The organism is Rhizobium sp. WYCCWR10014, from assembly GCF_001657485.1.
Lineage (GTDB): Bacteria > Pseudomonadota > Alphaproteobacteria > Rhizobiales > Rhizobiaceae > Rhizobium.
In genome coordinates, this window is sequence record NZ_LXFU01000030.1 from 39881 (window position 1) to 66447 (window position 26567).

At 59.9% G+C, this 26567-nt stretch carries 27 protein-coding genes and 2 pseudogenes; 7 read left to right on the forward strand and 22 right to left on the reverse strand.

Annotated elements, in window-relative coordinates; all coding sequences use genetic code 11:
• Positions 1 to 77 precede the first annotated feature (77 nt).
• The 3 genes from traC to traG are packed head-to-tail and all read left to right on the forward strand — an operon-like array spanning position 78 to position 2548.
• On the forward strand, positions 78 to 374 hold the full coding sequence (gene traC / locus A6U98_RS11035) for a conjugal transfer protein TraC (RefSeq protein WP_064649807.1): 297 nt from the start codon (positions 78 to 80) through the stop codon (positions 372 to 374).
• A gap of 4 nt (positions 375 to 378) precedes the next feature.
• Positions 379 to 594: a type IV conjugative transfer system coupling protein TraD gene (locus A6U98_RS11040; RefSeq protein WP_003554560.1), complete on the forward strand. Its 216-nt coding sequence runs from the start codon at positions 379 to 381 to the stop codon at positions 592 to 594.
• Entirely contained in the window at positions 581 to 2548 is a 1968-nt protein-coding gene (traG, locus tag A6U98_RS11045; RefSeq protein ID WP_064649808.1) for a Ti-type conjugative transfer system protein TraG, read from the forward strand. The genes A6U98_RS11040 and traG overlap by 14 nt, the downstream gene beginning before the upstream one ends.
• 372 nt (positions 2549 to 2920) lie before the next feature.
• Here the strand turns inward: traG and A6U98_RS11050 are convergent, their stop codons facing one another.
• Positions 2921 to 3238 carry a hypothetical protein gene (locus A6U98_RS11050; RefSeq protein WP_064649809.1) on the reverse strand — a complete coding sequence of 106 codons (318 nt, stop codon included), beginning with the start codon at positions 3236 to 3238 and terminating at the stop codon, positions 2921 to 2923.
• A gap of 480 nt (positions 3239 to 3718) precedes the next feature.
• Between A6U98_RS11050 and A6U98_RS11055 the strand changes: the two genes are divergently transcribed.
• On the forward strand, positions 3719 to 3985 hold the full coding sequence (locus A6U98_RS11055; protein WP_179867192.1) for a WGR domain-containing protein: 267 nt from the start codon (positions 3719 to 3721) through the stop codon (positions 3983 to 3985).
• Between the two features lie 288 nt (positions 3986 to 4273).
• Here A6U98_RS11055 and A6U98_RS11060 read toward each other — a convergent pair whose 3' ends face one another.
• The 10 genes and pseudogenes from A6U98_RS11060 to A6U98_RS11105 form a co-directional block, all read right to left on the reverse strand.
• Positions 4274 to 4585: a DUF736 domain-containing protein gene (locus tag A6U98_RS11060; RefSeq protein ID WP_003554568.1), complete on the reverse strand. Its 312-nt coding sequence runs from the start codon at positions 4583 to 4585 to the stop codon at positions 4274 to 4276.
• 953 nt (positions 4586 to 5538) lie between these two features.
• The gene (locus A6U98_RS11065; RefSeq protein WP_197496381.1) at positions 5539 to 6423 is read right to left on the reverse strand and encodes an intradiol ring-cleavage dioxygenase; all 885 of its coding nucleotides are present in this window, start codon (positions 6421 to 6423) and stop codon (positions 5539 to 5541) included.
• Entirely contained in the window at positions 6419 to 8185 is a 1767-nt protein-coding gene (locus tag A6U98_RS11070) for an FAD-dependent monooxygenase (RefSeq protein WP_064649811.1), read from the reverse strand. Before A6U98_RS11070 ends, A6U98_RS11065 begins: the two co-directional genes overlap by 5 nt.
• Positions 8178 to 9263 carry a branched-chain amino acid ABC transporter permease gene (locus A6U98_RS11075; protein ID WP_064649812.1) on the reverse strand — a complete coding sequence of 362 codons (1086 nt, stop codon included), beginning with the start codon at positions 9261 to 9263 and terminating at the stop codon, positions 8178 to 8180. The genes A6U98_RS11070 and A6U98_RS11075 overlap by 8 nt, the downstream gene beginning before the upstream one ends.
• Before the next feature lie 9 nt (positions 9264 to 9272).
• Entirely contained in the window at positions 9273 to 10136 is an 864-nt protein-coding gene (locus A6U98_RS11080) for a branched-chain amino acid ABC transporter permease (protein ID WP_064649813.1), read from the reverse strand.
• Entirely contained in the window at positions 10123 to 10842 is a 720-nt protein-coding gene (locus A6U98_RS11085) for an ABC transporter ATP-binding protein (protein WP_064649814.1), read from the reverse strand. Before A6U98_RS11085 ends, A6U98_RS11080 begins: the two co-directional genes overlap by 14 nt.
• Entirely contained in the window at positions 10842 to 11561 is a 720-nt protein-coding gene (locus tag A6U98_RS11090; RefSeq protein ID WP_064650055.1) for an ABC transporter ATP-binding protein, read from the reverse strand. The genes A6U98_RS11085 and A6U98_RS11090 overlap by 1 nt, the downstream gene beginning before the upstream one ends.
• A gap of 52 nt (positions 11562 to 11613) precedes the next feature.
• Positions 11614 to 12893: pseudogene (locus A6U98_RS11095) on the reverse strand (ABC transporter substrate-binding protein).
• Between the two features lie 53 nt (positions 12894 to 12946).
• The gene (locus A6U98_RS11100; protein ID WP_064649815.1) at positions 12947 to 14005 is read right to left on the reverse strand and encodes a maleylacetate reductase; all 1059 of its coding nucleotides are present in this window, start codon (positions 14003 to 14005) and stop codon (positions 12947 to 12949) included.
• Positions 14002 to 14865, reverse strand: a complete 864-nt coding sequence (locus A6U98_RS11105) for a dioxygenase (RefSeq protein ID WP_064649816.1) — start codon at positions 14863 to 14865, stop codon at positions 14002 to 14004. The genes A6U98_RS11100 and A6U98_RS11105 overlap by 4 nt, the downstream gene beginning before the upstream one ends.
• A 94-nt stretch (positions 14866 to 14959) precedes the next feature.
• On the opposite strand from A6U98_RS11105, the gene A6U98_RS11110 reads away from it, so the two are divergent.
• The gene (locus A6U98_RS11110) at positions 14960 to 15910 is read left to right on the forward strand and encodes a LysR family transcriptional regulator (RefSeq protein ID WP_064649817.1); all 951 of its coding nucleotides are present in this window, start codon (positions 14960 to 14962) and stop codon (positions 15908 to 15910) included.
• Between the two features lie 181 nt (positions 15911 to 16091).
• On the opposite strand, the pseudogene A6U98_RS37595 reads toward A6U98_RS11110, so the two are convergent.
• The 4 genes and pseudogenes from A6U98_RS37595 to A6U98_RS11130 all read right to left on the reverse strand — a co-directional run bounded on the left by A6U98_RS37595 (position 16092) and on the right by A6U98_RS11130 (position 19970).
• Positions 16092 to 17010 (reverse strand): annotated as a pseudogene (locus A6U98_RS37595) (zincin-like metallopeptidase domain-containing protein).
• A gap of 697 nt (positions 17011 to 17707) precedes the next feature.
• Positions 17708 to 18268, reverse strand: coding sequence for a hypothetical protein (locus A6U98_RS11120; protein ID WP_064649818.1), 561 nt, complete (start codon positions 18266 to 18268; stop codon positions 17708 to 17710).
• A 129-nt stretch (positions 18269 to 18397) separates the two neighbouring features.
• Positions 18398 to 19057: a hypothetical protein gene (locus A6U98_RS11125; RefSeq protein ID WP_064649819.1), complete on the reverse strand. Its 660-nt coding sequence runs from the start codon at positions 19055 to 19057 to the stop codon at positions 18398 to 18400.
• 148 nt (positions 19058 to 19205) lie between these two features.
• Positions 19206 to 19970, reverse strand: coding sequence for a response regulator (locus A6U98_RS11130; protein WP_064649820.1), 765 nt, complete (start codon positions 19968 to 19970; stop codon positions 19206 to 19208).
• 205 nt (positions 19971 to 20175) lie between these two features.
• Between A6U98_RS11130 and A6U98_RS11135 the strand changes: the two genes are divergently transcribed.
• On the forward strand, positions 20176 to 20784 hold the full coding sequence (locus A6U98_RS11135) for an invasion associated locus B family protein (RefSeq protein WP_197496373.1): 609 nt from the start codon (positions 20176 to 20178) through the stop codon (positions 20782 to 20784).
• 1057 nt (positions 20785 to 21841) lie between these two features.
• On the opposite strand, the gene A6U98_RS11145 is transcribed toward A6U98_RS11135, so the two are convergent.
• The 5 genes from A6U98_RS11145 to A6U98_RS35720 form a co-directional block, all read right to left on the reverse strand.
• Complete coding sequence (locus tag A6U98_RS11145) at positions 21842 to 22069, reverse strand: hypothetical protein (protein ID WP_064649822.1); 228 nt, start codon at positions 22067 to 22069, stop codon at positions 21842 to 21844.
• A gap of 469 nt (positions 22070 to 22538) precedes the next feature.
• Complete coding sequence (locus A6U98_RS11150; RefSeq protein ID WP_064649823.1) at positions 22539 to 23423, reverse strand: DUF72 domain-containing protein; 885 nt, start codon at positions 23421 to 23423, stop codon at positions 22539 to 22541.
• A 58-nt stretch (positions 23424 to 23481) separates the two neighbouring features.
• A complete protein-coding gene (locus A6U98_RS37995) occupies positions 23482 to 23610 on the reverse strand; it encodes a hypothetical protein (protein ID WP_280950223.1) in 129 nt (42 codons plus the stop codon).
• Between the two features lie 133 nt (positions 23611 to 23743).
• Complete coding sequence (locus A6U98_RS11155) at positions 23744 to 23950, reverse strand: hypothetical protein (protein WP_064649824.1); 207 nt, start codon at positions 23948 to 23950, stop codon at positions 23744 to 23746.
• 37 nt (positions 23951 to 23987) lie between these two features.
• On the reverse strand, positions 23988 to 24308 hold the full coding sequence (locus A6U98_RS35720; RefSeq protein ID WP_245304506.1) for a hypothetical protein: 321 nt from the start codon (positions 24306 to 24308) through the stop codon (positions 23988 to 23990).
• Between the two features lie 253 nt (positions 24309 to 24561).
• Here A6U98_RS35720 and A6U98_RS11165 point away from each other — a divergent pair, with 253 nt between their 5' ends.
• Positions 24562 to 24999, forward strand: coding sequence for a VOC family protein (locus A6U98_RS11165; protein WP_064650059.1), 438 nt, complete (start codon positions 24562 to 24564; stop codon positions 24997 to 24999).
• Between the two features lie 313 nt (positions 25000 to 25312).
• Here the strand turns inward: A6U98_RS11165 and A6U98_RS11170 are convergent, their stop codons facing one another.
• On the reverse strand, positions 25313 to 26344 hold the full coding sequence (locus A6U98_RS11170; protein ID WP_064649826.1) for a PHB depolymerase family esterase: 1032 nt from the start codon (positions 26342 to 26344) through the stop codon (positions 25313 to 25315).
• Entirely contained in the window at positions 26341 to 26529 is a 189-nt protein-coding gene (locus tag A6U98_RS11175) for a hypothetical protein (protein ID WP_064649827.1), read from the reverse strand. Before A6U98_RS11175 ends, A6U98_RS11170 begins: the two co-directional genes overlap by 4 nt.
• Between the last annotated feature and the right edge of the window lie 38 nt (positions 26530 to 26567).

Below are 26567 nucleotides of genomic sequence, written 5' to 3' on the forward strand. Positions count from 1 at the left end.
TCGGTAGATCGGCAAGCCGGTCTGGAGGAACCTCACAAAGGTTCGAAGACGAAACGACAGACACGGGACCATCCGGAATGAAGAAACACTCCTCGAAAATCCGCGACGAAATCGCCAAACTGCAAGAGCAACTTAAAACCGCCGAGACTCTCGAAGCGAAGCGAATCGGGCGGATCGCGCTCAAGGCTGGCCTTGGCGAGATCGAGGTTGACGAAAACGAGCTGCAGGCAGCGTTTGAGCACCTGGCCGAACGGTTTCGCAGGGGCGAAGTCGTTCCGACCGAAGAAAAGGGGGCAAACGAGCATAGTCGCAAAGGGGCACATGCCATACCGGTCGCGTCTGGCACGGCTGCGGGCGGCGATAGCGAGGCTTGAACGGATGGCGAGGACGAGGACATTCGAGGCCCGCAAGAAGGATACACGCGAAAAGATCGAACTTGGCGGGCTGATCGTCAAGGCGGGCCTACGATACGAAAAGCGCGCGCTGCTGCTCGGGGCACTGGTCGAAACAGCACGACGCATCAGGAGCGATGAGGGCGAGCGATCCCGGCTCACGGCGATCGGAGCGGAGGCCTTCGGCAATGACGGCGAATAAGATCGCGCTGGTCAGCGTACCCATAGCACTGATGATGCTGGTCACCATCGGCATGACGGGTTTCGAACAATGGCTTTCCGAATTCGGGAAAACCGAGACAGCTCGACTGATCCTCGGTCGGACTGGAATCGCCTTGCCCTATATCGCGTCAGGCGCCGCCGGCATCATCTTTCTGTTCGCGAGCACCGGCTCAACGAACATCAAGCTTGCCGGATGGGGCGTTGTCGGCGGCAGCAGTGCGACGATCGTGATCGCTGCGCTGCGCGAGACCGTGCGACTTTCCGCAATTTTCGACCACTTTCCGGCAGTTCGATCGGCGCTCTCCTATGCAGACCCGGCAACGATGATCGGGGCTGGGGCGGCGCTGACGTCTGCCGGCTTTGCACTTCGCGTAGCACTTGTCGGCAATGCGGCGTTCGCGCGCTCTGAGCCACGCCGCATTCGAGGAAGGCGCGCACTGCATGGCGAAGCCGAGTGGATGAAATCGGCGGAGGCCGAAAAGCTTTTTCCAGATACCGGCGGCATCGTCATCGGCGAGCGCTACCGCGTCGACAAGGACATTACGGCGAAGCAGTCGTTCCGGGCGGACAGCGTGGAGACGTGGGGTGCTGGCGGCAAGTCGCCGCTTCTCTGCTTCGACGGCTCGTTCGGGTCCTCGCACGGTATCGTCTTTGCCGGTTCAGGCGGTTTCAAGACGACGTCGGTGACGATCCCGACCGCCCTTAAATGGGGCGGTACATTGGTCTTGCTGGATCCGTCAAACGAAGTCGCGCCCATGGTGATCGAGCATCGGACAAATGCAGGACGCGACGTCCGTATCCTCGATCCAAAAACGCCCGACACAGGCTTCAATGCGCTGGACTGGATCGGGCTTCATGGCCGCACGAAGGAAGAGGATATTGCCGCCGTTGCCTCATGGATCATGAGCGACAGCGGCGGCGCTCGCGGCGTGCGCGACGATTTCTTTCGCGCATCGGCGCTGCAGCTGTTGACCGCATTGATCGCCGACGTCTGTCTATCCGGCCGCACCGAAGAGGACGACCAGACACTCCGTCAGGTCCGCAAAAATCTGTCCGAGCCCGAACCCAAGCTGCGCGCGCGATTGCAGTCGATCTACGACAATTCGATATCCGACTTCGTAAAGGAGAACGTCGCCGCCTTCGTCAATATGACCCCAGAAACGTTTAGCGGGGTTTACGCGAATGCGGTGAAGGAGACGCACTGGCTATCCTATCCGAATTATGCGGCGCTTGTCTCGGAGTCGACTTTTTCGACCAAGGACATTTCCGCGGGAAACACGGATGTCTTCATCAACATCGACCTGAAGACGCTGGAGACGCATTCGGGTCTTGCTCGCGTCATCATCGGGTCCTTCCTGAACGCGATCTACAATCGTGATGGAGCGTTGAACGGGAGGGCGCTGTTCCTTTTGGACGAGGTGGCACGCCTGGGCTACATGCGGATTCTGGAGACGGCTCGTGACGCCGGCCGAAAATACGGCATCACGCTGACAATGATCTACCAGTCGATCGGCCAGATGCGAGAAACCTATGGCGGCCGCGACGCGGCGAGCAAATGGTTTGAGAGTGCGAGCTGGATCTCGTTTGCTGCCATCAACGATCCTGAAACGGCCGACTACATCTCGCGGCGTTGCGGCATGACGACGGTCGAGATCGATCAGGTCAGTCGCAGTGTCCAGTCGAAGGGTTCATCGCACACGCGTTCGAAACAACTTGCCGCCAGACCGCTCATCCAGCCGCACGAAGTTCTGCGCATGCGGGCCGACGAGCAGATCGTGTTCACGGCAGGTAATGCGCCGCTTCGATGCGGTCGTGCGATCTGGTTCCGTCGTGACGATATGAGGGCTTGCGTCGGCGAGAACCGGTTTCATTCACCGGTCAGCGGCGACAAGAATGCGATAGATCCTAAAACTCCGATGAAACTACGCCGGTAGCGTCTGCCAGGATTTAGGGGAGTTGTTTGGCGACGAATCGTAACGCCGTTCGGAAAACGGTGGGGTCGTCGTCGGGCCGCTTGCGGCGCAGCATTCCAACACTCGTCGTCTGGGCGGCGGTGATCGGCGTCGCCAATTTGCTGTGCCTCCATCCGACGGGAGAGGAATAGGGGTTTGGGGAAAGGGAGGAGGGAACCGTCCTCTATCCCCATGGGAGAAAGTTTGAAGGAGGGGCTTGCCCTTCCGTCATGGGGTGAGCTTGAGAGGGGCGGCGCAGCCCCCTTTCGCAGCCGAGCCGGTCGGTCGATCCGGCCGAACCGGGTCATAAGGCAAGGCAAAGACCAGAGGCGGCGGCCGCCTCTGGTCTGGGTCTCAACCCGCGGGATCGAAGAACGGCTCTCTATCCTCGACACCGATATGCCAGCGCTTATCGGACCACCGGGACGGAAGGTAAATTTCGTCGCCGCCGAAATATGCGATGATGATCCGGTCGGCCTGATGGAACAAGCCGAAATCCACCTTTTTGTCGATCGCAAAGAGTAACGCTGCCGACAGAAATTCGCGTGGGATATCGGCTGGAAGATGGACTTCCGCATCGAAATTATGACGCAAATTTTCAAGCAAGTCCGACTGTTGAGGCCGCAGCTTGGGGACTTCTCCATCCATTTGATTGATTTCATGCCTTGTCATCAGAGTCTCCTTTTCGTTTTCTGACGAAAGGGGGCCGCATCGTAGCTCGCGAGGGGTCAGGGACTGCGGAACGCGGCCGCCACGCGGCGAGCGGAGGAACCGATTTTCTGTGCCGCCTGCGGTGCGGAAAATTGGAGGGGCCGCGATGTCCTTGACGCCGGAGCGGCGGGTGCACAATGGGCAGTCAGAGAGATAAAACCGCGTCCTGAAAGGACGCGACCGCCTGCCAGCATTGCTGGCCACAATAGACGGTTCGGCAAGCTCGACACGACGATTTCGTGCACAGTCTGCTTTGCGTTGCAAGAGGATCTTGACCGGATCCGGCGAAGACCGCCAGCTGGCCTCGGTCGCGATGCGATGAGAGCCGTGCGCCAATGGCGCCTCGCCCCGGTGCCATCCATCACAAACTTGAATCGGTCGCATGTGATTGATTCAAATGTGTCGTTGGACGTCGCAATACTGTTTGGCGATCATGGCAGCATGCTTGCACAGCCCTACCACCTCTATATCGAACGCGCTGATCCGGCAAAAAACATGGCGCGCTACTACGCCATGGAAATCGGGCAGACAATGTTTGGAGAAGCCTGCCTGATCCGGCGATGGGGACGCATCGGCCAGCATGGCCAGGAGAAACAGCACGTCTTCGAACGGGAGGAGGAAGCGGTTCGCCTGTTCCTCGCCCTGGTGAAGCAAAAACGTGCCCGCGGCTATCAGCCAAGATCAACTCTCCGATATTTGCAGGGATGATCCGATCGCCTCGGTCTTGAAGCATTACCACGACCGCCGAAACGGCCCCTGCTGGCACATCACTGCCGCCGGTTCCAGTAGGTCTCAAGAGTGCCGCGCCGACCTCGCTGAGGAACGATATCGGCCAGTCGCGGTATGGAGTTGGCAAATTGTTGCGTGATGTCTTCCATTTAAGTGCGCTCATCACTGGTATCCGCTCTAAAGGGTCGTGGGCGGCCTCGAGGCCGATTGTCGGCTTTCTCTAAGCGGGCCGCTGGCCCCGCCTCAAGCGGCGGGGCCAGCGGGATCTCAGTCTCGGTTTTGGCGGGACCAGATCAACTGGTAGTCGTCCTCGCCTTCGACCACCGAAAGCGTCGCGTAGATCGGGGCCGGGAAGCTCGGGTCGTCCAGCTTGACCGAGAGGTAGTCGCGGTCGCTCTCGTTGGAACGCTTCTGCCAGGCCGCCCCGAGCTCGACGTTGCCAGCGTAGATACGGAAGTGCGGACCCTTGTCGGATGGATTTTCGACGCGGGCGATGCGGGCCTTGACGTTGAGCGCGAGAGTGCGGATCGAGCCGGTGAAGCCGTTTTCGTTTGCGGTGAAGATGCCGATGGTAGCCATGTTCAAGTTCCTTTCGTGTGTATCGGGCCGCGCCCATCGCGGCCTCGATGGCTGTCGCAAAGACCGGTGACGATCGGACCGCACCTGATAAGGCCAAAATGAAATGGAGGGCGGCAAGACGCAGATTTGTTAGCGGGAGAGGAGGACGTGACGTCCGGGGTAAGAAATCTGCGAATGGCCGTTGCGGTAAGACGATCGAGGCGCAGCCGGTCTCCGGTCAGACATGCCTCATCGAGCCCGCGGAGGAGCGGCCCACGACAGCAATGGGAGGTACTGGACATGGGGCCAGCGTCTCGATATTGCCGTACCGATACACTGCAACGGCAAGCCCGTGCTCTGTCCTCAAGTCATAGAGTCGAACCCGGATGCGACGAGTTCACCCGGCCGGGCAGTTGCCCTTTGTCATCAATGTGGTTTGCCGAGCTGCGGTTCGCCGCCCGGAGATCCATGCGTCGCGCCAAGCCGTCTATCGTCGAAATCAGGCCGCCCCAGAAAGTTGTGGCCACCGATCGGCGAAACCCGGAAGCTTTCGACCGCTGGGGCGATTACCCAAACCAGTCGGTCGCACGCAAAATGGCCGAGGCACGGATGACGGCTCTCGATGCCAGGGGGCTGCCCGTCGCTGCACATATGCCATCGTCGCGTGCAGTTAGTCGAAGGTTGCTCTTCGCCCCGCAGATGCGTGGCGTCATCGTTGTCAAACGACGGGGTACCTGTAGATTAAGGTAGCCGGCTACATATTTTGCGGCGTAATCAACGTTATGGAACTTGTATGGGCATACCATTTGGACGCATGCAACCGCAAAGACCAGCTCAAATGACGCGTTGGCTGGCGCTGATGCTGCTGCGGCTATGACTGACGGAACTCGCGCCGCGTTCCCTTGCGGCGCGATCATCTCCATTGCATTGGCTATTACGGCCTTCTTCGTCAGAACGCCGGCTGGCGAGCAATGCTACTCCTCGGTCCGGGCCAGCACGAAATCGTGCTCTATCTGCCAGAACTTGCCAGAGAAACCGAAGTCTTTAGCGCGCACCGAATTTTCGACGTGCTGGAACTTGGCAAGCAAGCTCTCCTTCACACCAAAGACTGCGTCAGAGTGTATGTACGGGTCGTCCGGATCAAAAATATGCGTCGTCAGTGTCTCGAAGCCGTCGGCCTTGATAATGTAGTGCAGGTGAGCGGGCCTGTAGGGATGACGACCGAGCGCGCCGAGCAGCTTACCAACCGGTCCATCGTCCGGGATCGGGTAATATTTGGGCTTGACCGCTCGAAACCAATAGCGGCCATCCGCGCCGGTGCGGAAGATGCCGCGAAGGTTGAAGTCTGGTTGGATCCCCTTCTGCTGCACGTCGTAGAAGCCTTCGTCGTTAGCCTGCCAGACGTCGATGACAGCGCCGGCAACCGGCTTGCCGTCCGTGCCGAGGATGCGGCCGCCAATCACCATGTCCTCGCCCTTCTGATCGAGGCAGATATTGGTACCCATCGGCAGTTCCGGCGCGTCGGCAACGTGAAACGGGCCAAGAACAGTGCTTTCGGAGGCGCCTGAGGGCTTGCGGTTATTGATGGCGTCGACCAGCATCGATACGCCGAGCACGTCCGACAGCAGGATAAATTCCTGTCGCCATTCGTTGCATGTGTGCCCTGTGCGGGTGAGAAAGAGGATTGCCTCCATCCATTCGTCCTGCATCGGCTCAAGCTCCTTCACCGCCTCGTGCAGCTTGCGTGTCACGACCTCCATCACGCGCTTCAGGCGCTGGTCTTTGGCGGTGGCGTTACGGCTCGTGACCACCTCGACAGAGTTCTCTTCTGTGAAGAAACCCTTTTCATGTGCGTCAATCATTGCCGTGTCTCCCCAAAACCGTGGTCATCACGCGTCGCAGCTCGGCTGACGGATCTTCAACGATCGCTTCACTTCGCCAGGCGACATGATGGTCGGGACGCACGAGGAGGACGCCGCTGTCTCGAATTTCGCGCATATTCGCCCAGTCGCCGGCGAAGTCCTGCCAGGGTTGACGTGGACCGATCAGGTGTGCGGCAATATCGATGCCCAGTTCCTTCCCAAGGGTTCGGGCGGCCTCGATCCAGCCCTGCCCGCCAATGCCGGTGAGCACGGTAAACTTGCCATGTCCGGCAAGGTCCAGCGTCGACAGCTTTTCACCTGTCGCCGAATATACCCAGGCATGCGGCAGCCTTGCCCCTGGCCAGCTCGTCTGCTGGCAGTGCAGTTCCGGATCCCTGGCGAAGGCCGGTTCCGCCTGGCCATCCGTTACGATCGCGCCGGATCGATAGCGCTGGTTCATCTCGACGCCATGGCAATCGAACTCGTAGACCTTGTCGGCAATCGCCTTGCGGATCGCGGCCCGTTGCTCCTCGGCCGCGACAGTGTTGTTGCAGCGGGCATCCATGTTCTGTTGCATCTTCACCGGATCAATCGAATCAAGCAGACCAAGCGCCTTGAAAATCGGCCCGAACTCTTCGATCGACTTGTTGGCGCGGGTGACGATCTGCTTGGCGACAGGCGCTCGCTCATCCTGATAGCTATCGAGAAGCCTCGGGTCAGCGGTGCCCTTGAGGACGAAAGCCAGCTTCCATGCGAGGTTGAATGCATCCTGGATCGAGGTGTTCGAGCCGAGCCCGTTTGACGGCGGATGGCGGTGGGTGGCGTCGCCCATGCAGAAGACGCGGCCATTCGACATTGACGTGGCGTACATATTGTTGACGGTCCAGGTCGAGACCGACTTGATGGTCATCTCGAGATCGGGATCGCCGACCAGGTCGCGCACGACCTTCTTCGCATGCGCTTCATCCACCGAAGGGGGTGGCTGATTGATATCGTAACCCCAGACGATCAGCCATTCGTCCCAGGGCCTGACCATACGCACCAGCCCCATGCCGATGCCGCCGACATCAGCACCCGGCTGCAGCACCCAATAAAGCACCGAGGGACGATGGGCGACCAGTCGCGACAGATCGGCCTTGAACAGAATGTTCATCGAACCGGCAACACCCATCTTGCCTTCGAATGTGAGGCCCGCATGTTCCGCAACCTTGGAATTGCCGCCATCGGCACCGACCAGATACTTTGATCGGACGGTAAATTCCTTGCCGGTCAGCCGGTCGAGACAGGTTGTCATGACCCCGTCTTCGTCCTGCGCATGGCTCAGATATTCCGTCGACATGCGCGATTGGCTGCCACGCGAACAGGCCGTCTTGAACAGCAGCGGCTCCATGAAGGTCTGCGGCAGATCGTTCATATGAGCCGGCGATGACAGCTGGTGCTCGGCGCGCGATAGCGGATGTTTGCCCCAGCTCTTCATCCGGCCAATCTCCTCCCCGGTGAGCGAGGTGCAGAACACGTTCTCGCCCATCAGGTCTTGCTCAGCCGCGAACATATAAGCCTCGTCCTCCACATCGCGACCGAGATCACGCAGCACTTCCATGGTGCGCTGGTTGGTGATGTGGGCGCGCGGCGTGCTGGCGAGCCAGCGGTAGCGGTTGATCACCAGGTTCTCGACCCCGTAGGACGAGAGCAGTGCGGCGGTGGCGGAGCCTGCCGGGCCGGTGCCGATGATGAGTACGTCAGTGGTAATGTCAGCCATGAGGCCCTCCCCTATGCGTGAGATTGAGTGGCCCGCCCTTCAGGACGCGGCGAACCGGAAAAAGCTGGATATCGGTGCGCTCGGAGAACAAACCCCAGAGGCCGCGCGGCGCGAGAAGCATAGTGGCGATGCCGAGAAGGCCGAGCACCAGCAGGTACCAGGAGCCGTAGTCGGCCAACAGGTTCTGTAAGAGAAAGAAGATGATGACGCCGAGGATCGGTCCCTCGATCGTCCCGATACCGCCGATCACGACGATGAAGATGACATAGGCCGTCCAGTCGGTGACCGAGAAGGCTGCGTCCGGCGAGATGCGGGCCTTCTGCACGTAGATCAACGCCCCGGCGATGCCCGTCATGAAGGCGGTGGCGAGATAAACCAACATCTTCATCCGCCGCGCATCGACGCCGACGGCGCGGGCGGCCTGTTCGTTGTCACGGACGGCCGCGAGACCGAGGCCCTGCTTGCTGCGCAGAAGTCCATAGATGAAGCCGATTGTGGCGACAACGAGGATCAGCGCCATCCAGTAAGTCAGCGCATCGCCCGCCTCAGAAGCTTTCATGCCGAAGAGGTCGCGCATCGCGCCGACACCCATCATCTCACGCGTCGCATCGCGCGGCAGCGAGGTGCCGGTGCCGCCGCCGAGCGCCTTCCACTGGGCCAGCAGCAGCCGCACGACCTCGGCCACCACCCAGGTGCCGATGGCAAAATAGGGACCGTAGAGACGGAAGGTGAAGAAGGCCGTGGGAATGGCAAGGGCAACCGAAAACACGCCGGCAATCAGAATGGCCGCGATCGGATCGAAGCCGAACAGGATGACGCAGCCGAACATAGTGTAGGCGCCGAAGCCGACGAAGGCCTGCTGGCCGACCGAGATCAGCCCGGCATAACCGGCAAGCAGGTTCCAGTTCTGCGCCAGCACCAGCATGGTGAGGATGAAGAACAGGTCCTGAATGACGCCGCGCGAGACAATGAAGGGTGCGGCGAAGGCAAGCAGCAAGAGAGCAATCACTGCCACGGCGGACAATGCTGATGCCCTGGTGCGTGTCTCGACGGTGAAGGATGGAATGGCCATGGTCATCGATGCACCTCAATCCACTGCGCGCGGGAAAAGGCCGCGCGGTCTGAACAGGAGAACGGCGAGGAATGCCAGATGACCGGCAAGGATCTGCCACTCCGGATTGATTGCGGCACCCACCGTCTGGGCAACGCCCAGGATGATGCCGCCGGCAAGCGTGCCCCAGAGCGACCCAAGCCCGCCGATGATTACCACTTCGAAGGCGTAGATCAGCCGCGCCGGCCCGGAGGTCGGATCGAAATTGGCGCGCGTCCCGAGATAGAGGGCGGCGATCGTCACCACGACCATGGCAAGCCCCGTCGCCATGGCGAAGATGCGTTGCGGCCGAATTCCCATCAGCCCTGCCGTCACCGGATCGTCCGAGGTCGCCCGGAAGGCGCGGCCAACGGATGTGCGATAGATCAGCTGATTGAGGCAGATGATGACGGCGACGGCCGAAATGAAGGTCATCAGCGGCATGATGCCGGCGGTGACCGGGCCGAGATTGACGGAGGCGCTTTCTAGGCTGCCGGCAAAGACGCGGCGGCTATCGGCGGAAAATCCCTCGAGCAGGGCGTTCTGGATCACGACCGACAGCCCGAAGGTGACGAGCAGCGGAGGCAGGATATCCTTGCCGAGCGTGCGGTTGAGCAGGAAATATTGCAGGCCCCAGCCGATGGCAAACATCAATGGCGCCGCGATTGCGGCAGCCACGAAGGGATTGAGCCCGAGCGTCGTCACCAGGATCAAGATCAAGAAGGCAGCAAGCACGATCAGGTCGCCATGGGCGAGGTTGACCAGCCGCATGATGCCGAAGACGAGGCTCAAGCCGGCCGCAAACAGCGCGTAAAGCCCGCCGAGCAGCACGCCCTGGAGAATGGTATCAAGCCAGTTCATGGTGATCCGTCCCGAAATAGGCCCTGTGGATGTCGTCGCGGCTGAGGTCTGAGGCGCGGCCGGAAAGCGTCACGCGCCCCTCCATCATGCAGTAGACGCGGTCGGCCACCTTCAGCGCCTGAGCAATATCCTGTTCGACGATGACGATCGAAGCGCCGGTCTCGCGGATCCTGGGAAAGGCGGCGTATATATCGCGGACCACGACCGGGGCGAGGCCGAGGCTGATCTCGTCGCAGAGCAGTAGCGCCGGATTGGACATCAGCCCGCGACCGATCGCCACCATTTGCTGTTGCCCGCCGGAAAGTGCCGTTGCCGGATTATTGCGCCGCTCCTTCAGGATCGGGAAAAGCACGAAGATGCTTTCGAGAGTCCACGGGCCGTCGACCTTGCGGCCATAATTGCCGATCAGCAGGTTTTCCTCGACGCTTAACGACGGGAAGAGTTTCCGACCTTCCGGCACCATGGCGACGCCGCGCGCCAGAATGTCCGGTGCCGGCAGTGCGCCGATCGGTTCGTCGCGATAGAGGATCGACGCCGGCGCATTGGTGAGCTCGCCTGAGACAGAGCGCATCAGTGTCGTCTTGCCGGCCCCGTTGGCGCCAATGATGGCGATGGTCTCGCCGGCGCCGACGATGATATCGATGCCAAATAGCGCCTGGAAATCGCCGTAGGAGGCGGTCAAGCCTCTGGTTTCGAGAAGCGCCATCAGATCTCGACCCCCAGATAGATTTCACGCACATCGCGCGACGCCATGATGTCCTCGGGCTTGCCGATGCCGATGACCTTGCCGAAATGCAGCACCAGCAGCCGCTCGACGACGGAATTCAGCGCGTGCAGCACGTGCTCGATCCAGATGACGGCAACGCCGCGCGCGTGAATGGCGCGGATGGTGGCCACCAGCGACCGGCACTCGCCCTCGGTCAGTCCACCGGCGATTTCATCGAGCAACAGCAGCTTCGGTTCCGTCGCCAGCGCCCGGGCCAGTTCCAGCCGCTTGCGTTGCAGCAGCGACAGGCTTCCGGCCAGCACATTCGCCTGATCGATCAGCCCGGTATCCACCAGGATTTCGGCGCAGCGGTCCGACACCTCGGCCTCGCGTCGCCGCGAGCCGAAGGCGCCGGCGACCAGGAGGTTTTCGAAAACCGTCAGCTTTTCGAACGGCTGCGGGATCTGGAAGGTGCGGCCCATTCCCGCAAGGCAGCGCGCCATCGGCGGCGTGCGCGTCACGTCGCTGCCGAGAAAGCGGATGCTGCCGCTGTCGGCGGGGATATTGCCGGTGATCAGATTGAACAGCGTCGACTTGCCGGCGCCGTTCGGCCCGATAATCCCCAGCGCCTCGCCTTCACCGACGGCAAAGGAAATCTGCTCGGCGACGGTCAATGCGCCGAATTTCTTCGAGACCTGATCCAGTTCGAGAATTGCCAAACCCATTCCTCCCAGAAACAGGCGGGGCCTCTAGAGGGCCCCGCGCCCAAAATCAGGCGATTGCTTCCATCTTGCCGCCGACCGGAATGTTCGGCGCCGTCTTGTTGTCAGTGATGACGAGATCGTAGCCGCCGCCGTCTTTGAGCCGCCACTGTCCGCCGACGAGCGGCGTCTTGGCGATGTTCTTGGCGGCAAAGGGAGGCAGACCCCTGCCGTCCCAGGCGATCGGCCCGACCAGCGTATCGAGCTTGGTCGCGGCAATCGCCTGCGCGACGGCATCCCCGTCTGTCGGATCTCCGGCCCGCTTCATCGCATCCACCGCCAGTTCGAACAGCGCATGGGCAAAGCCGATCGGCTGCGTCCAGGGCCTGTTGGTCGCCTTGGTGAAGGCGTCTGCCACCTGTGCTGTACTTTCCCCCGTCAAGGACGACTTGAACGGATGGCTCGGCGTCCACCAGACTTCAGACGACAGATTATGCCCTGCACTGCCGAGCGCCTCGACGGTCTGCGGGAAAAGCAGCGCCTTGCCGATCGAGGCGATCTTCGGTGCGAAACCTGCTGCTTGGCCTGGTTCCAGAAGGTGGTGAAATCAGGCGGAATCACCACGCCGGTGATGATTTCGCACTGGCCCGACTTGAAGGCGTTGATCTGTGCGGAGAAATCATCCGTCATATTCTGGTAGCGGCCGGGGTCGATCAGGCCATAGCCCATCTTTTCCAGCACCGGCGGGAAGCCAACGACCTTGTCTCCCCAGGCATTGCCGTCGCCGTCATTTGGGAAGAGACCGCCAACCTTCTTGTTGGTTTCGATCTGCGCCCACATGTTGGTGAAAACCGAGATGACGTCCTCGAGACCCCAGAAGAAGTGATAGGCGTAGTTGAATGGTTTCCAGGACGTGGGGTCACCGGGATTGCCCTGCTGGCCGATGAACCAAGGTTGCCAGGGCGCGACCGTCGAAATGCAGGGCATTTCCTCGGCCTCGCAGGTGGTCGCCACCGGATTGGTGGTCTCCGGCGTCGACGCGACGAGGATCAGGTCCACCTCATCGGTGACGATCAGTTCCTTGGCGACCTCCGCTGCCCGGTTCGGATTGGATTGGCTGTCCTTGACGACGACCTCATAGTTGAGCCCCTTCGATTTGGTGACTGCCAGAAAACTGTCGATGATGAATTTGTCGGCCTCACCGAAGGCGGCAAGCGGCCCCGTCTGCGGGCTGACATAACCAAGCTTGATCGCAGCATTCTGTGCGATCGCGGGGGCGGCAAGCCCGGATGTCGCCACCAGTGCCCCGGTGGCGGCCGTCGTCTTCAGAAAATCGCGTCTCGTAAACATGTTTCCTCCTCCCATTTTTTCTCCTCCCAGAGAGCGTGATGTCTGCCGTCGACTCATGCCGGCCGTTTGCCCTCCCAGGCATCCTGCAGAAGAGCACGAACGGACTTCCGGTCGATCGGCCTTGGATTCCAGTAGGGATTTTCGGTAGCCATCTCGGCTGCGCGATCGAGATCGGCTTCGCTGAGGCCGAGACCCTTCAGCGCCAGCGGTGAACCGATCTGCCTGGCGAAATCCCAAAGCCCGCCGCCGACCGAGCCGCCGAAGATATCGGCGACCGGCGACAGAAGCTCCGGCACGGCTGCGGCATTGTAGGCGGCGGTGTGCGGCAGCATGATCGCATGCGTGTCGGCATGCGGCGTATCGAAAGCGCCGCCCAGCGTGTGGCAGATCTTGTGGTGCAGTGCCATGCCGACCGTGCCGAGCACGGTGCCGCAGAGCCAGGCGCCGTAGAGCGCATCGGCGCGGACATCGGCAGCCCGCGGCACAGCAACGATGTCAGGCAGGCTGCTCTTGAACGCCCGCAGCCCCTCGGCCGCCATCAGTGTTGAAATTGGATTGCGATCCTGCGCGTAGAGCGCCTCGACCGCATGGGCCATGGCATTCAGCCCCGAGGTGATGCTCATGCTAACAGGCAGGCCAAGCGTCAGCGCCGGGTCGTAGATCACCACCTCGGGCAGGATGCTCGCATGGCGCACGGTGGTCTTTCGCCCGCCCTCCGTTTGGCCGAGGATTGGCGTCACCTCAGATCCGGCATAGGTCGTCGGGATGACGATTTGCGGAAGATCCGTGCGATAGGCGATTGCCTTGCCAAGCCCGGTGGTCGAGCCGCCGCCGAGCGAAACGACGCAATCGGCCTGCGTACGGAGAACCACATCCATCGCCTCTTCGGTGACATCGACTGGAGTGTGCATGACGGCCCCGCCAAAGACGCCGACGGCGAGAGAGCCCAGCCGCGCGGCCAGCGCTTCGGCATCGGCCTTTTGTTGCGGCGTCGAGAGGACGAGCGCCTTGGCGCATCCGAGCTTTTCCACCCACTCGCCGGCGGCAGCGCACTGGCCTTCGCCGAAGACGATATGGGCAGGGCTGCCACTGTAGATGAAAGTCCGGCTCATGTCCCGGCTCCCCTCCTGGCGCGGACCATGATGAAAGTCAGTTTCAACAACCATCCCTTGCCCTGCTGCTCGAAGGTTCGCACCAACTCGGGTTTGACGGCGAAGATCGCGTCTTCGGCCAGATGCGGATCGCTGCCGTCATAGATATGCGTGGTGACCGTCTCGAACTCCGGCGCCTTGATCATGAAATGAAGATGCGCGGGGCGGCACAACGGATAGCCCGCCTGCCGTAGGAGCTTTCCCACGGGACCATCATCGGGCACGCCATAGCCGCATGGCTTGATGGTCCGATAGTGGAAACGTCCGTCCGTATCCGTGCGAAAGCAGCCGCGCAGGTTGAATTCTGGCTGCAGGTCCGGTTGCTGGTTTTCGTAGAACCCTTGCGCATTGGCCTGCCAAGTGATGATCTCGGCATTTGCGATGGGATCACCATCGAGATCCTGCACGCGGCCGAAAACGTCCAGCGTCTCGCCGATGCCATCGAGCGATATATTGCCGCCAAGCGGCAGTTGCGGAACGTCGGCGCGGAAGAAAGGTCCGCGCACGGTGTTGGGTGTGGCCGTCTTCGGACGGCGCGAATTGATCTCCTCGACCAGCGCCGACGCGCCGAGCAAATCCGACAGCAGCACCCACTCCTGGCGCCGCTCGTCGCTGGCATGGCCGACGTCGGTGAGGAATTCGATCACCTTACGCCAGTCCGCCTGGGTCGGCCGCAATTCCCGGATAAGGGCATGAAGATGCGTCACCGCAGCCGCCAGAACTTGCGGCAGGCTGTCGTCCTTCGATTGCGGAAGTCGTTGCGCGAACATGTCGTGCGAGGTGGCCTCGCTGAAATTCAGCGCCGTCGGACCCGGCATCATGCGTCTCCTCCAGAGCATTGGCTGGTAGAGATAAATTAGCGCGATATCACGTTGCCTATGATGATTTTATTCCAATTCTATATATCATATCGTTATGAAGATAGATGAACGACACCTTGTCCAACTGGCCGCGGTTGTCAAAACCGGCGGCGTCACAGAAGGCGCTGCCCTGCTTGGTCTATCCCAACCAGCCGTATCGCGCACGCTTTCCATGCTGGAAGCGCGGATCGGCGAGCCGCTCTTCATCAAGGGCCGCCGTCCGCTGCAGCCGACGCCACTCGGCCGCGCCTTAGCTGACCACGGCCAGACCATGCTGTCGGCATCGCGCAAGGCGTCCGATGTCGTCGAGAGTTTCCGGGTCGGCAAGAGCGGCGTCGTGCGCGTCGGCGGCACGCCCTTTTTCATGGATGCGCTGATCGCGGGCATGATTGCCGAGTTCCAGAACCTGCATCCCGACGTACGCATCGAGCAGACCTATGGTTATTTCCCAGACCTCCGCGCCGCGCTCAATGCCGACCAGATCGACCTTGCCATCTGTCCGATCGATATTCTCGACGAGGGCTCCGGCCTCGAGTTTCAGCAGATCCTGCCCGGCCGCAATGTCATCGCCTGCCGGGTAACCCATCCATTGCTGCTGAAGCGGCGGCCTCAGCCGGCGCACCTGCTCGATTTCCCCTGGGTGGCGCCCCCGCCAGGCAGCCCGCTGCTCACCGACCTGCGCAGCATGCTCCTGTCTTTCGGCGCAACTGAAGTCAAGATCCGCTATTCCGGCGGCTCCCTTATGAGCGTCGTCCACTACATGAAGGCGGCCGATGCGTTGACCATCATGCCGCACAGCGTCGTCTTCGCATTGCGCAACGAAAAATCCATCACCGCCCTGCCCGTCCCCATCTCCCATCCGGAACGCGCGCTCGGTTTGCTAAAGCGTTCGGACGCACCCCGCACGCCCGCCGCCGATCACTTCGCGCGCCACATCCGCGCGGGCTTCGATAACCTCAAGCACCTGATCAAGCGGCATGAGCAGTCAGTGGTCTGGGGCTCATGAGCAATATCCGAGAAACCTGCCGCGGGCCGTTGGCGCCCGTTTCACGTTCGGTCAGACCAAGGATCTCGTCGGCGGTGCGACCGGCTGCGGAGCGTCGCGTTGGTTTCATCGAGGAAGGACTGGAAAACCTGCGGGGCAGCTTGGTCATGCAGGCTTTTCATCAGTTGAAGGAAGAGACGGCTCACGCCGCCTCCACCTCGTCGAGTTCCGGCTGCAGGGAATGCAGGTAGTCGAGTGCGCGCTGGGCATGTGCCGCCGCCGAGAAGATGGCACGCTTGTCGTTGCCCAGAACCTTCAGCCAGCCATCGAGATAGCATGCGTGGTCGGGGCGTGGATCGAGCTCTGGGACAATGCCGAGATCGGCGCAGACAAACGCGCTGCCGAGTTCGGCAATCAGCTCTTCGCGGGCGCGTTCGCTCCTGTCTTTGGCGTAGCGGCTGAGATCGCGATCCAGCCGTCGCGATGCGCCGGTCCAGTGCGTGATCTCGTGGCTGAGGACGGCGACTAGGAAGCATCGTCCCGGAAGGCATCCGGGCATGGCATCTGGATGTAATCACGCTGAGCGGCATAATAGGCAGCCGATCCTCCGTGCCGGATCAGCGCCCCGGTATTGGCAAAAAAGCGGCCGGCATCGCCGATGCGGCTCATCGGATCCTGGCAAGGTGCGCCGTCGTCAAAGCGGCCATCAAGACCGGCGATCTGATCGGTATTGAACACCGTGTAGGCTTTGAGGAATGGAATGTCCTGTTCGATCTCGGTCCCCGTCTCGGTCGTCTCGGTGCGGATGAACGAACTGGCGAAGACCACGGTCGTGCCGGTTTCGCCCTTGCGAACGGCGCCGCCGAGCTCGATTGCCTGGCGAAACGTCATCCACCTCGATGAGGCAAAGCCGCGGGCGATGGCTTCGGACCAGAGGAGCAGGACGTTGATCCCGGAATAGGGTTGGCCGTGTGGCGCAGTGGCCGGCTGACCTCTGCTGTCGCATGCCCCGTCGTCCAGGGTCTGGTCCATGGCCGCACGCCCTGTTTAAGATCGGCGATGATCGTGTTGGTGATGCGGCTGTAGATATCGGATCGTTGATTGGATTGCTGCCTGCTCATGTTGGAACCTCCGTTTCGAGGTCGCGGCCATCGCGACCTGCTACGGCGGTCCGAAAGCCGGGCTGCAAGCGCTGCCTGCACCCGCAGGGCCGCAACGAAGAGGAGGACGGCAAAGCCGTTGCCGGCGGCGCGAGCCTGGCAGGACCAAAAGCCGGGGCAGGACGCGATGGCTGCAATCAAAGGGGGAGGTTTAGGCTGAGGCTGACGTGGCAAACCCCGCGATCCGGCATTATGTCGCTCACGTCGCGGATCAACCACAGGCGATACAACATCACGCGCCAATCAAGATCTTCATCCTGAGCGATGAACATCCAGGCATGGCGCGAGCATGGGCTCGACGGCCGGCTGGCAGCGGTCGATCGCGCTCCTATTCGGCGAGGTTAGAAAAGCCGGGGATATGTCCGCGATTGTCGTTACGCCGCGCAAATGTGCTTGGGACAGTGGTCGAGCAAACTGGCCAAGATGACTTCACCTTACTGCCAACCGTAAGCCGGGCTGATGGTGGAGACGGAGGGAACCGCCTACTTATTTCGGCAAAGGCAGGTGGAAGCGGAGTTGAGCCGTATGAAAGCCCCCGCGGCTAACTCCCTCTCACTCGGGCGGCAGGCCAGCTAACCTTATCCACTTCGCGAGCGACGCAGCTCGTAATTTCAAGAGGCACATTGGTAGCGGTCGGGTACGATCGGAAATGCCAATTTCAGCGCTCGAACCGATCCAGCATCCTCTTCAGTTGTGCGTTTTGCAGTCTAAGCTTCGTCGCCAGTTGATCCCGGAGCAGCCTGATTTCTCCATCGAGGCTCACTGCGTCGTCAGCAACGGCGGTAACGCCTGGAGAAGGTGGAAGAACGACAGTAATCGTTTTCGCTTTCTTGCTCCGCCTGCCGCGCTTTCGCGTAGGACCTTCGCCTACTGGCAACGCCTTTGGTGCGGCGTGCGCGGCTACGTCGGCCTGATTGGATAAGGCCGGATCAACGACTTTCGCGAGCGTTGCGCTTTCGCCATCTTCCATTTCGTGAACACTGCTTGCCGCATCTTCGGCATGATCCGGCTCTGCTGACACCGCCTCGCGTTCTTTGTGAATGACCGGTTTTTCGTTGGCCGCACTGTCTGCGGCGTTCAACCGGCTGTCGGCGGCCGTTTCAGTCGGCTCTGCGATGGCTGACGCGTCCGTCTTCACGTCATCGGTCGAGCCGTGTTCTTGCTTTTGCTGGCGTCGCCGTGACACCAGCCCAGCAAGAAGTTTCCATGGTGACGCCATATTATTCGACCTCGAATTCTACTTAGTATGCAAACTGCGAGCAAAAACGTTGGCGGCAGAACGAACCGCCGCCAAAATCTTTACGTCAATAAGCATGAGAATGCGGCCAGCGCTTGGCCGTTCTGCGGATCAACCGAGGTTGAGTCGCTTTCGCAGATCGGCATTTTCAGCGCGAAGCTTCTCCGCCAGCAGCTTACGCAGTCTCTGGTTTTCCTCTTCGAGCTGCAGAAGATCCGCGATCTCATCAACTGCCGCCACCGACGGTGCAGGCGCTACCGACACAGCCTTCGGAGCACGTTTGACAGGCGCACGCCTCGCACTCGTCGCCGCTTCGTCAGGCTTTGCTTTGCGTCCTCTCGTCTGCTTTGCGGCTTTGGCACCCGAAGCCGCCGCCGGTTGCACAGAAACGGCGGCTGAGGCAGTTTCAGGCACCGCCTTCTTGGTGCGAGGTCTGCGCACCTTCTTCGCTACATCGGGCGCGGCAGCGGCCGGCGTGTCAGCACTGGTCATCGTATTGTTTTCGTCGGCCATCATGGTCTCCTGTAAAGCCGATGCATTTGTCTCCTGCCCGATCGGCGGTGTCAACAACGGCCCGGACTGTTCTCCCGCTAAAAGCATCTCGCTGCTGCTCGTGCGAGGCGCTGCTGAAATAAATGGCATTCCCTCGTCTTGCAGTTCTTGCGCGACGGACTTGAGATCCATGTCTCCCCAGATCGAGTTCGGCTTGGAATTGACTCTTCGCCGATCAGATCTGTATTCGACGGCAAAGCTGCGTTGTACTTTTTTCACTTAAGAAGCCTTCGATGTCAGCAGTGACTTTTCAGCGACGCTTTCAGCATCGCAACATGTGCTGCAAATAACGACTGTTGCGCCGTCGGTCCATACCCCCGGCGACACCTGGGCTATGGGAGATCGGACGATGAAAGTCTTCAGCCGCTCATATGGAGGCAACATTGCGGTTCCCGGTGAGAGCCGCAATGGTAGCTGCCCCGTCAGACATGCCTGCCTTGACCGGAACCGTGAACTGATAACCGCCATTTCGGATCGTCCGAAAAAGGGGGCCGCTTTGAGTTTGACCAAGCTTGCGTCGCAGCCTGCTCATCAAGACGTCTATCGATCGGTCCATAGGCTCGCTTTTGCGCCCCTGCGTCAGATCAAGCAGTCGGTCTCGTGACAACAGTCGGCCCGGTCTCTCAAGAAAGACCACCAAAAGGTCGAACTCGGCCGCGGTCAACTCGATCTCCGGGCCAAGCAACTTACAAACCCGCCGGGTGCTTGTGTCAGCGACGAATTCTGCGAAATTGAAGACCTTGACGTCGCTGTCAGCGTCCTCAGCGTCAGCGGCTCGTCGCAAGACTGCCCTGATCCTTGCCACGAGTTCTCGCGGATTGAATGGCTTGCCAAGATAATCGTCCGCTCCGAATTCCAGGCCGATGATACGATCCACCTCCTCCTTCAATGCGGTCAGCAGAATAACAGGAATTCGAGACCGCCTAGCGCGCAGGTTCCTGCAGATATCGAGGCCTGAACCATCCGGAAGCTGGACGTCGAGCACGATCAGGTCAGGCCTGCTGGAATCGATCCACCTCTCACATTCCTGCCGACTCGCAACAACCGTTACACGAAAACCTTGCTCGACAAGGTAACGCGCCAACAGCCGGCGGATCTCCGGATCGCCATCAACGACTAGTATGTGGTCCATATCGCCAACCTCGGTAATTGATTTCTTCTTCCATTCCGGCTTCCGATTCTTGTTTTCGTCTGTGGGAAATCTCCAGAAACATCCCGACATCGCCGAGAAAATTTAAGCTGCTAGAGCCGCGGCATAGAAAACTCCTACCCAGCATTGCGAGAGGGCGAGGATCGCCCACGATGATGGCGAGCGAACACCGTCGGGAGGTTTGGGGTTGCGGCTGAGACTGGCGAGCGTTTTCGCATTGTTCTTGTCGGGCTTGATTGCGCCAGAAGCGGCCGAACCAAAAACACCCGATGAGCCCTCATGGAAATTGGAACCTGGCTACAACCACGCCGGATCGTTGGTTCCGAGCGCCGCTGCGCCGATCGAACAGCTCCTCGTCGGCGCCGATGGGATAAAGGAGAAATATGATGACTGGGGCGTTGAATGCACGAACGGCGATGTCGGAAAGCAATGTGCCGCAGGTCAGTTTCATGAAGATCCAAAGAGCGGCGTGATTGTGTTCGCAATTCAGGTCTACCCTTCTGAACAGCTGGGTACGAGAGTCCTCATCAGGATGCCGCTCGGACTGAGGTTGTCGGAAGGCGTGCGCCTGGAACTCGATACGCAACCCTCAGAACAACATGCAGATGTTGCGACGTGCCTGCCCGAAGGTTGCGTCGTTCTTCTCATCATGTCCGAGGGAACCATAGACATTATGAAAGCTGCGCAGGTGCTAACCGTCAGCGCCATTTCGTTTGCTTCAGGTGGAAAGCTGACCTTTCGGATCTCCCTGAAGGGGTTTCCTCGTTCCCTCAAACGGCTGGAGGAACTGCAATGATCGCGACGCTCCCATCGCGGTTGCCGTTCTTTTCTCCCAACGATTGACGGACTTCCGGCCGACACCGTTGAGCCGCAGCGCTCGGAGCGCTCAGAATCGAGCATGGCTGGGTTGCGGGGCGAGCAGATCATTGGTTGCAAGATATCGAGGGCTTATCGGCGCAATAGCATTTGTATCTCAAGAAAGGACAAGATCTGACCGCCAATGCGCCGTTCGAACAAGAGCATTCAATCCAATAGTCTTTGGAGCCGTGCTCGGGTCCGCGAAACAACGAGTATCCGGTTCCTGTGTCAGCGATGCTGGACCCGACAGTAAACAGCGACGTGGTGGAGGTCGAGCTGTCGTCGGCAAAGGTGGACGACGACGAACTTGAGGCGACCAGACAAAGCAACGGCGTCCTGAGTGGATGCTCCACGCTGCGGCACGATGGGAGGGGCTTTCGCGATATACCGTCGTTCAGTTCGATGTTCATGACGGGTTCCCGACTACATCGCCAACCTAGGTAGCGGGTCCAATGTAAAGCAGCGTAAAGGCTGGGTAAAATTGTGTAAAAACAGACGAGTGGGACCGCTCTGGACAACGGTCGACAGGTCGTTCCCGCTGGTGCCGCCTCTGACGTCCGGTGCGGGAGCGAGATCAACGGCTTGGAAGAGCGGCGAGCGTCCCGCTTGTCCAGCATACCAACGGGGCTCCTCCTGCCGGCATGCTAAGGGACGGGCCGAAGCAAGCGGGTTGATGAATGACAGGTCGGGAGTTCCGGAAAGCAAAAATCAGCAAGGGTCACTTGCCATGAAGCCCGCGGTCCCGTGATATTGCGTCGTCGGTTCCAAGGTCTATGCCGTTACCGTGGGGCTTGTTGATCAGGTTTAGGAGCCTTTGAGACGCATCATCAGCTGGGCTGAGATTGTCATAAGCGATTTAAATCTTGTGCTGCGACAGGGCGAACTATTCCAGATAACCAATATATTCGGCCGGGAACCGGTAGTGTCAGCAGGAGAACCGTATGCATAATCCGCACGGACCGAGGACTCCTCCAAAGCAGTCGTGCGCGGTGGATCTAATGTTCAATGCCGAATCCTTCGCACTGCTTGCTATGGCGCTGATCGAGCAGCAGCTCCCAACCGAGCGTGGCGACTGCGAGGGCAATGTGCTGTGGGTCCCAGCCGGCGGAGCGTGCCTTTTCGAAAAGCCTGGTAAGTGAAGGCTCGAGTGCGAATTTGCATTCGATTTGATAGGCGCTGTCATTTGTTCGGATCGGAGAAGACGGTATATTGATGTCAGCCACGAGTTAGCGCCTCTGCTGTTGTTAATCGGCGGTGAATCTTCGAAGGACGTCCTGATAGTAATTCACCGGTTCATGGCACGATCATGCTCAGAAAGTTTCCGCGTCTTACGAATTGTTTCCAAACCAACTGCATCGGCTACGCCGCTCTTTGTGCAATGCGCAGCATTTCTGCGGGAGTGGCTGGTCAGTATGGCCGGCAGCCGACCAAGCGGCTGAAGCCGCTGATCTGAGAGATGTGGCCTCGCAGGCAGTCGGTCCAGCCGAGCCGGACACATGAGCACATGTGTCCAGAACTAGGGATCAGGCTAGAAGGACCATAAGGGATCGCCGGAGAGAATTGTTGGAATGTCGAACGATCACGTCTCTTGATGTTACAAATGCCGGAGGCCTGATCGTCGGGGCCTCGAGGCAGCAAGGATCGCCGAAGCGATTTCTGTGCCCGATCACCGCCTTGTCCCGCTCATTGGTCCTACCTGGCTGGCATGTTCATTAGCTCCGACAACCGATTGGCATTCTTGATCGAATGTCCGTCGCGATCGTTGTTGAAGTAGACCCATACCGTCTTCGCTCGGCTTTGCCTAATGCGCTCGACCCACTCGAGCAATTCCGCGTCGCTGTAATCGTGGCGATACCATTGCTTGGTTCCGTGAAACCGAACATAGATGTCATCAGCGGTCCGCACCAGCTCATCCGGTAACCGGGGCCCGCTGCAAGAGCAGAAAATCGCCCCGGCGGCTTTGAAAGCCTCGAAAACCTCCTCATTCCACCAACTCTTGTGGCGAAACTCGACAACGTTCCTGCGGCGGCAATCGAGCTGCGATAAAATAGATTGCAGCATTTGCGGAGTGTAGCGAACGCTCGGCGGCAGCTGGAAGAGAAAGCAGCCCATCTGCGGGCCAAGAAGGTCGGCGATATAGCCGAAATCCTGGATCAGACTTTCCGCGTGCTCGAACCGCTTGATATGGGTGATCAGCTCGCAGACCTTTATGGTGTAGACGAAACCCGGCGCGGCCTGGCGGATCCAGGCCTTCACGGCTCCGATTGTCGGCCACGAATAGAACGGGGCGTTTAGCTCGACCGTCTTGAAGCTGCTCTGATAGATCGAGAAATATTGACTCGACGGAACATCCGCAGGATAGAACTTTCCCTTCCAATGCCAATAGTACCACCCCGAACATCCGATGTGGATGCGACCAGCCAGTCGATCCTCGGTCGATTTGATGGCCTGCGGATCGGCTAGCCGTACCTGACGCATTTTGGCGGCCCGATCGACATTGGCGTCGCGCTGCCTCTGCCGGCGCTCAGCGCGGCGCGCTCGCCGGGCCGCCTTATCTTCAGCCGTGCGGTCCACCAATCGATCCTCCCCGTCCCGGCCTCGACTTAACCTGCAACGTCAGCATACGGTGCCCGGTTTAGCGTTTGACGATCAGCATCTTGACATCGCCAGGATGAGTCCCGATGCGCGGACGCAATCCTGCAAAGCCGATCAAAGACTGATCTTCGACCGAGACGGCGTAGGTCTGGAACCCCTCGGGCTTCATGCGCCCCTATCTTGAGACCAAGCGTCAGTGAACAGTCCTGAGTCCGACGCCTCTCAGCAGCCGATACCTTCGGAGTTTCCTGCGTCGACGGCTTCGAAATCAGCCGGCCACAACGTCGATTGTCATCATCCGACTATACGAGCGCGCCGAGCGCCAGGAACGACTGCAGCTGTTGTTCCGACTGCTCGCCCTCAGCAATCACCCGAAACGCTTTGCCATCAGCTTTGAATTGCCGCGCAGTCTTTAGCGCATCGGGGTAAAGGAGCATCGGCTCATTACAGGTGTCGCTACCCTCCGGGTCGAGCGAGCTGATGGCGATGACTTGGAATGTCGCAGCCATAAAATCTTTTCCTTTTTCACGCCGGGATTACAGGCCGCTAGCCTTCGTTCCCGTCTGATAGGAAACCCTTTGGAACCGCTTCGCGTGCGTCTTGAAGCGCCGTGATCCGATCAAGCCACTTGCTTTTGAGGACATCGTTGATCGCAAAAGCGACGTCCTTGGCGCTCCAATCCGCATCTTCCATTTCCCGAATGAGTGCGGTCAGTTTCTGATCGACAATGTCGCGAAGCTCATCATCATGGTTGGCACGCTCATTTGGCATTTCACACAGCCCTTCAAACTGATCTGAGCAACGGTCAGGCTGCGCATATGTTCCACGGCGAGTTCGAAATCCCTGGAACGGGGCCAAGACAAGCATGGGTGATCCCGGCCGGCGGATTCTAAGTGTGGACCCTGAACCAGAACGACGAAATATTCATGCCGGGCGCCGATCCACGACATGGCGGATGCGACGAGACGGTCGCGCAGGCGCTGCTGGTCTGACCGGGCAGATCAGGAGGTCGGTGCGAGACCATCCGGAAATTTTCCTAAAGATTTCGATAGCGATGTCGGGACCCATGGGCCATCCACGTCCTAGAAGGAAATCGGAACGAAAACGGAGGATGGAGAGCATGGCGCTGAAGGGGATGGACAATATCGGGATCGTCGTCGAAGACCTCGGAGTGGTGATAGACTTCTTTCAGGAGTTGGGCCTCGAACTCGAGGGCCGCGCGACGATCGAGGGCGAATGGGCCGGTCGTGTCACTGGCCTGGGCGACCAGCACGTGGAGATCGCCATGATGCGCACGCCGGACGGACATAGCCGGCTGGAGCTTTCGCGCTTCCTCAGACCGGAAGTCGTCGCTGATCATCGGAACGCTCCGGTGAACTCCCTTGGTTACCTGCGAGCCATGTTCACGGTTGACGACGTCGAAGAAACCGTTGGGAGACTGCGCTCGCGCGGCGGCGCACTTGTCGGCGATGTCGTCCGATATGAGGACGCCTACAAGCTCTGCTACATCCGTGGACCCGAAGGTCTTCTCATCGGCCTTGCCCAGGAACTCGAGTGAAAAGCGAAGAGATGTCGGTCCCGCCTGGCTCATTCTGCGAATATCGTGCTCGTTGACTGGGAGCGCTGGTGGTTGGTCAGGACGTGGACGCCGTTGCTTCCGCTCGAAGTCGAATAGCGAGTCCGTGTTCTTCATGAGGCATCGTCGCATCGACGTTTGAATGCCAAGCGCCAACTAACAAGGATGGAAGTTCTTCAGTTGCCAGGAGTCGTCACCGATCCCGTTTGGAAATCGAGCTTGAGAGAGGTCCGCTGGTCTGTGATCTTGCATTGACGGGATTGAAAAATGCCGGCCTGACCAAAGAATATTCCTGCTATGCCACAGGCCTCTTCAAGCCCCATAGTCGCAACAATTCACCCGGGGCAGAAATATCCGCCCTGATGACGAAAGGGTCACCGGAGCGTCTCGACTTAATTGCGTCCCGCATCTTGATTGGAAGCCCGTGCCCCATGTTTCTGACGGAATAGAGGGCCACCTTCTGGCAGCCGTCTGCCGCCCGCCACGACTGCAGTCTACCCCACGGTTTTTCCTCCGCACGGCCGCTGCTATCGTCGATGCCTTGGACTTTGAGCCACTGTGCTACACACCCGAGCGCGTTGACCGGGTTCACGGTCTTATCACTCATGCCCTGCCAGATCGTTATCGCGGGCCATGCCTTGACCTCGGGGGAGATCTCCGTGACGGGTCGCCCCCACCCGCCCGACGGTGTCGGCGCACCCGACTTCATGGCTCGTAACGCGGACATCGCATCTCGCGCCGATCCGACTGGCATGCCGGCGATGATCGCGACGCCTGCAAATAGCGAGGGATAGTTGGCAACGAGTGCGGCCGTCATCGCCCCGCCCGCAGACAGTCCTGCGACAAAGATCTTCGAGCGATCGATGCGATGCCGTTCGCAAGCATGTTCGATCATCTGCTTGATGGAGAGCAGCTCTCCGCGATCCCTGGCGACGGCGCTTGGACGGAACCAGTTGAAGCATCGTTGGGAGTTGTTGGTGCTTCTCTGCTCAGGATAAACGAGAACGAAGCCGCGTTCTTTTGCGAGTATGGAGAAGCCCGCGGCACTATCCAGACTTTCTGGCGTTTGCCGGCAGCCATGAAGCACGACAACAAGTGCCGGGCTTTTCGGCAGCCGCGCTCTCGGCACAAAGGTTTTCATGATTAGGCGGCCGGGATTGCTTCCAAACGCGTCCGTCTCGACCAGAACAGGTTTGGCGACACGAGGGATCGGCGTTGCGCGTTTCGCCTTGTTTTGCGGAGACTTGAGGGCCTTCGCGATCAGCTTGCTGAATTTCTTCTGGGATTTGAGGACCCGGGCTAGAGTTTTGCTGAAACCGAGCTTCATCGGGTTACGGTCTCGAGCCGCGACAGCAGCATCCGCAGGCCGGGCTGCGCGGCTTCGGGAACCGTATCCTTCAACTGAAACCACTGCGTGTTTCGAAGTCCCATTTCCGGGAACGCTTTAGCAGTCCGGGAGACCGCTACGCGGCTCTCTGTATTGCCTTTCGGAAGTTCCTGGTCGTCAAGCATGGATTGCATCCCAAGGTTCTTGCGAAGCGGTAGGGGAT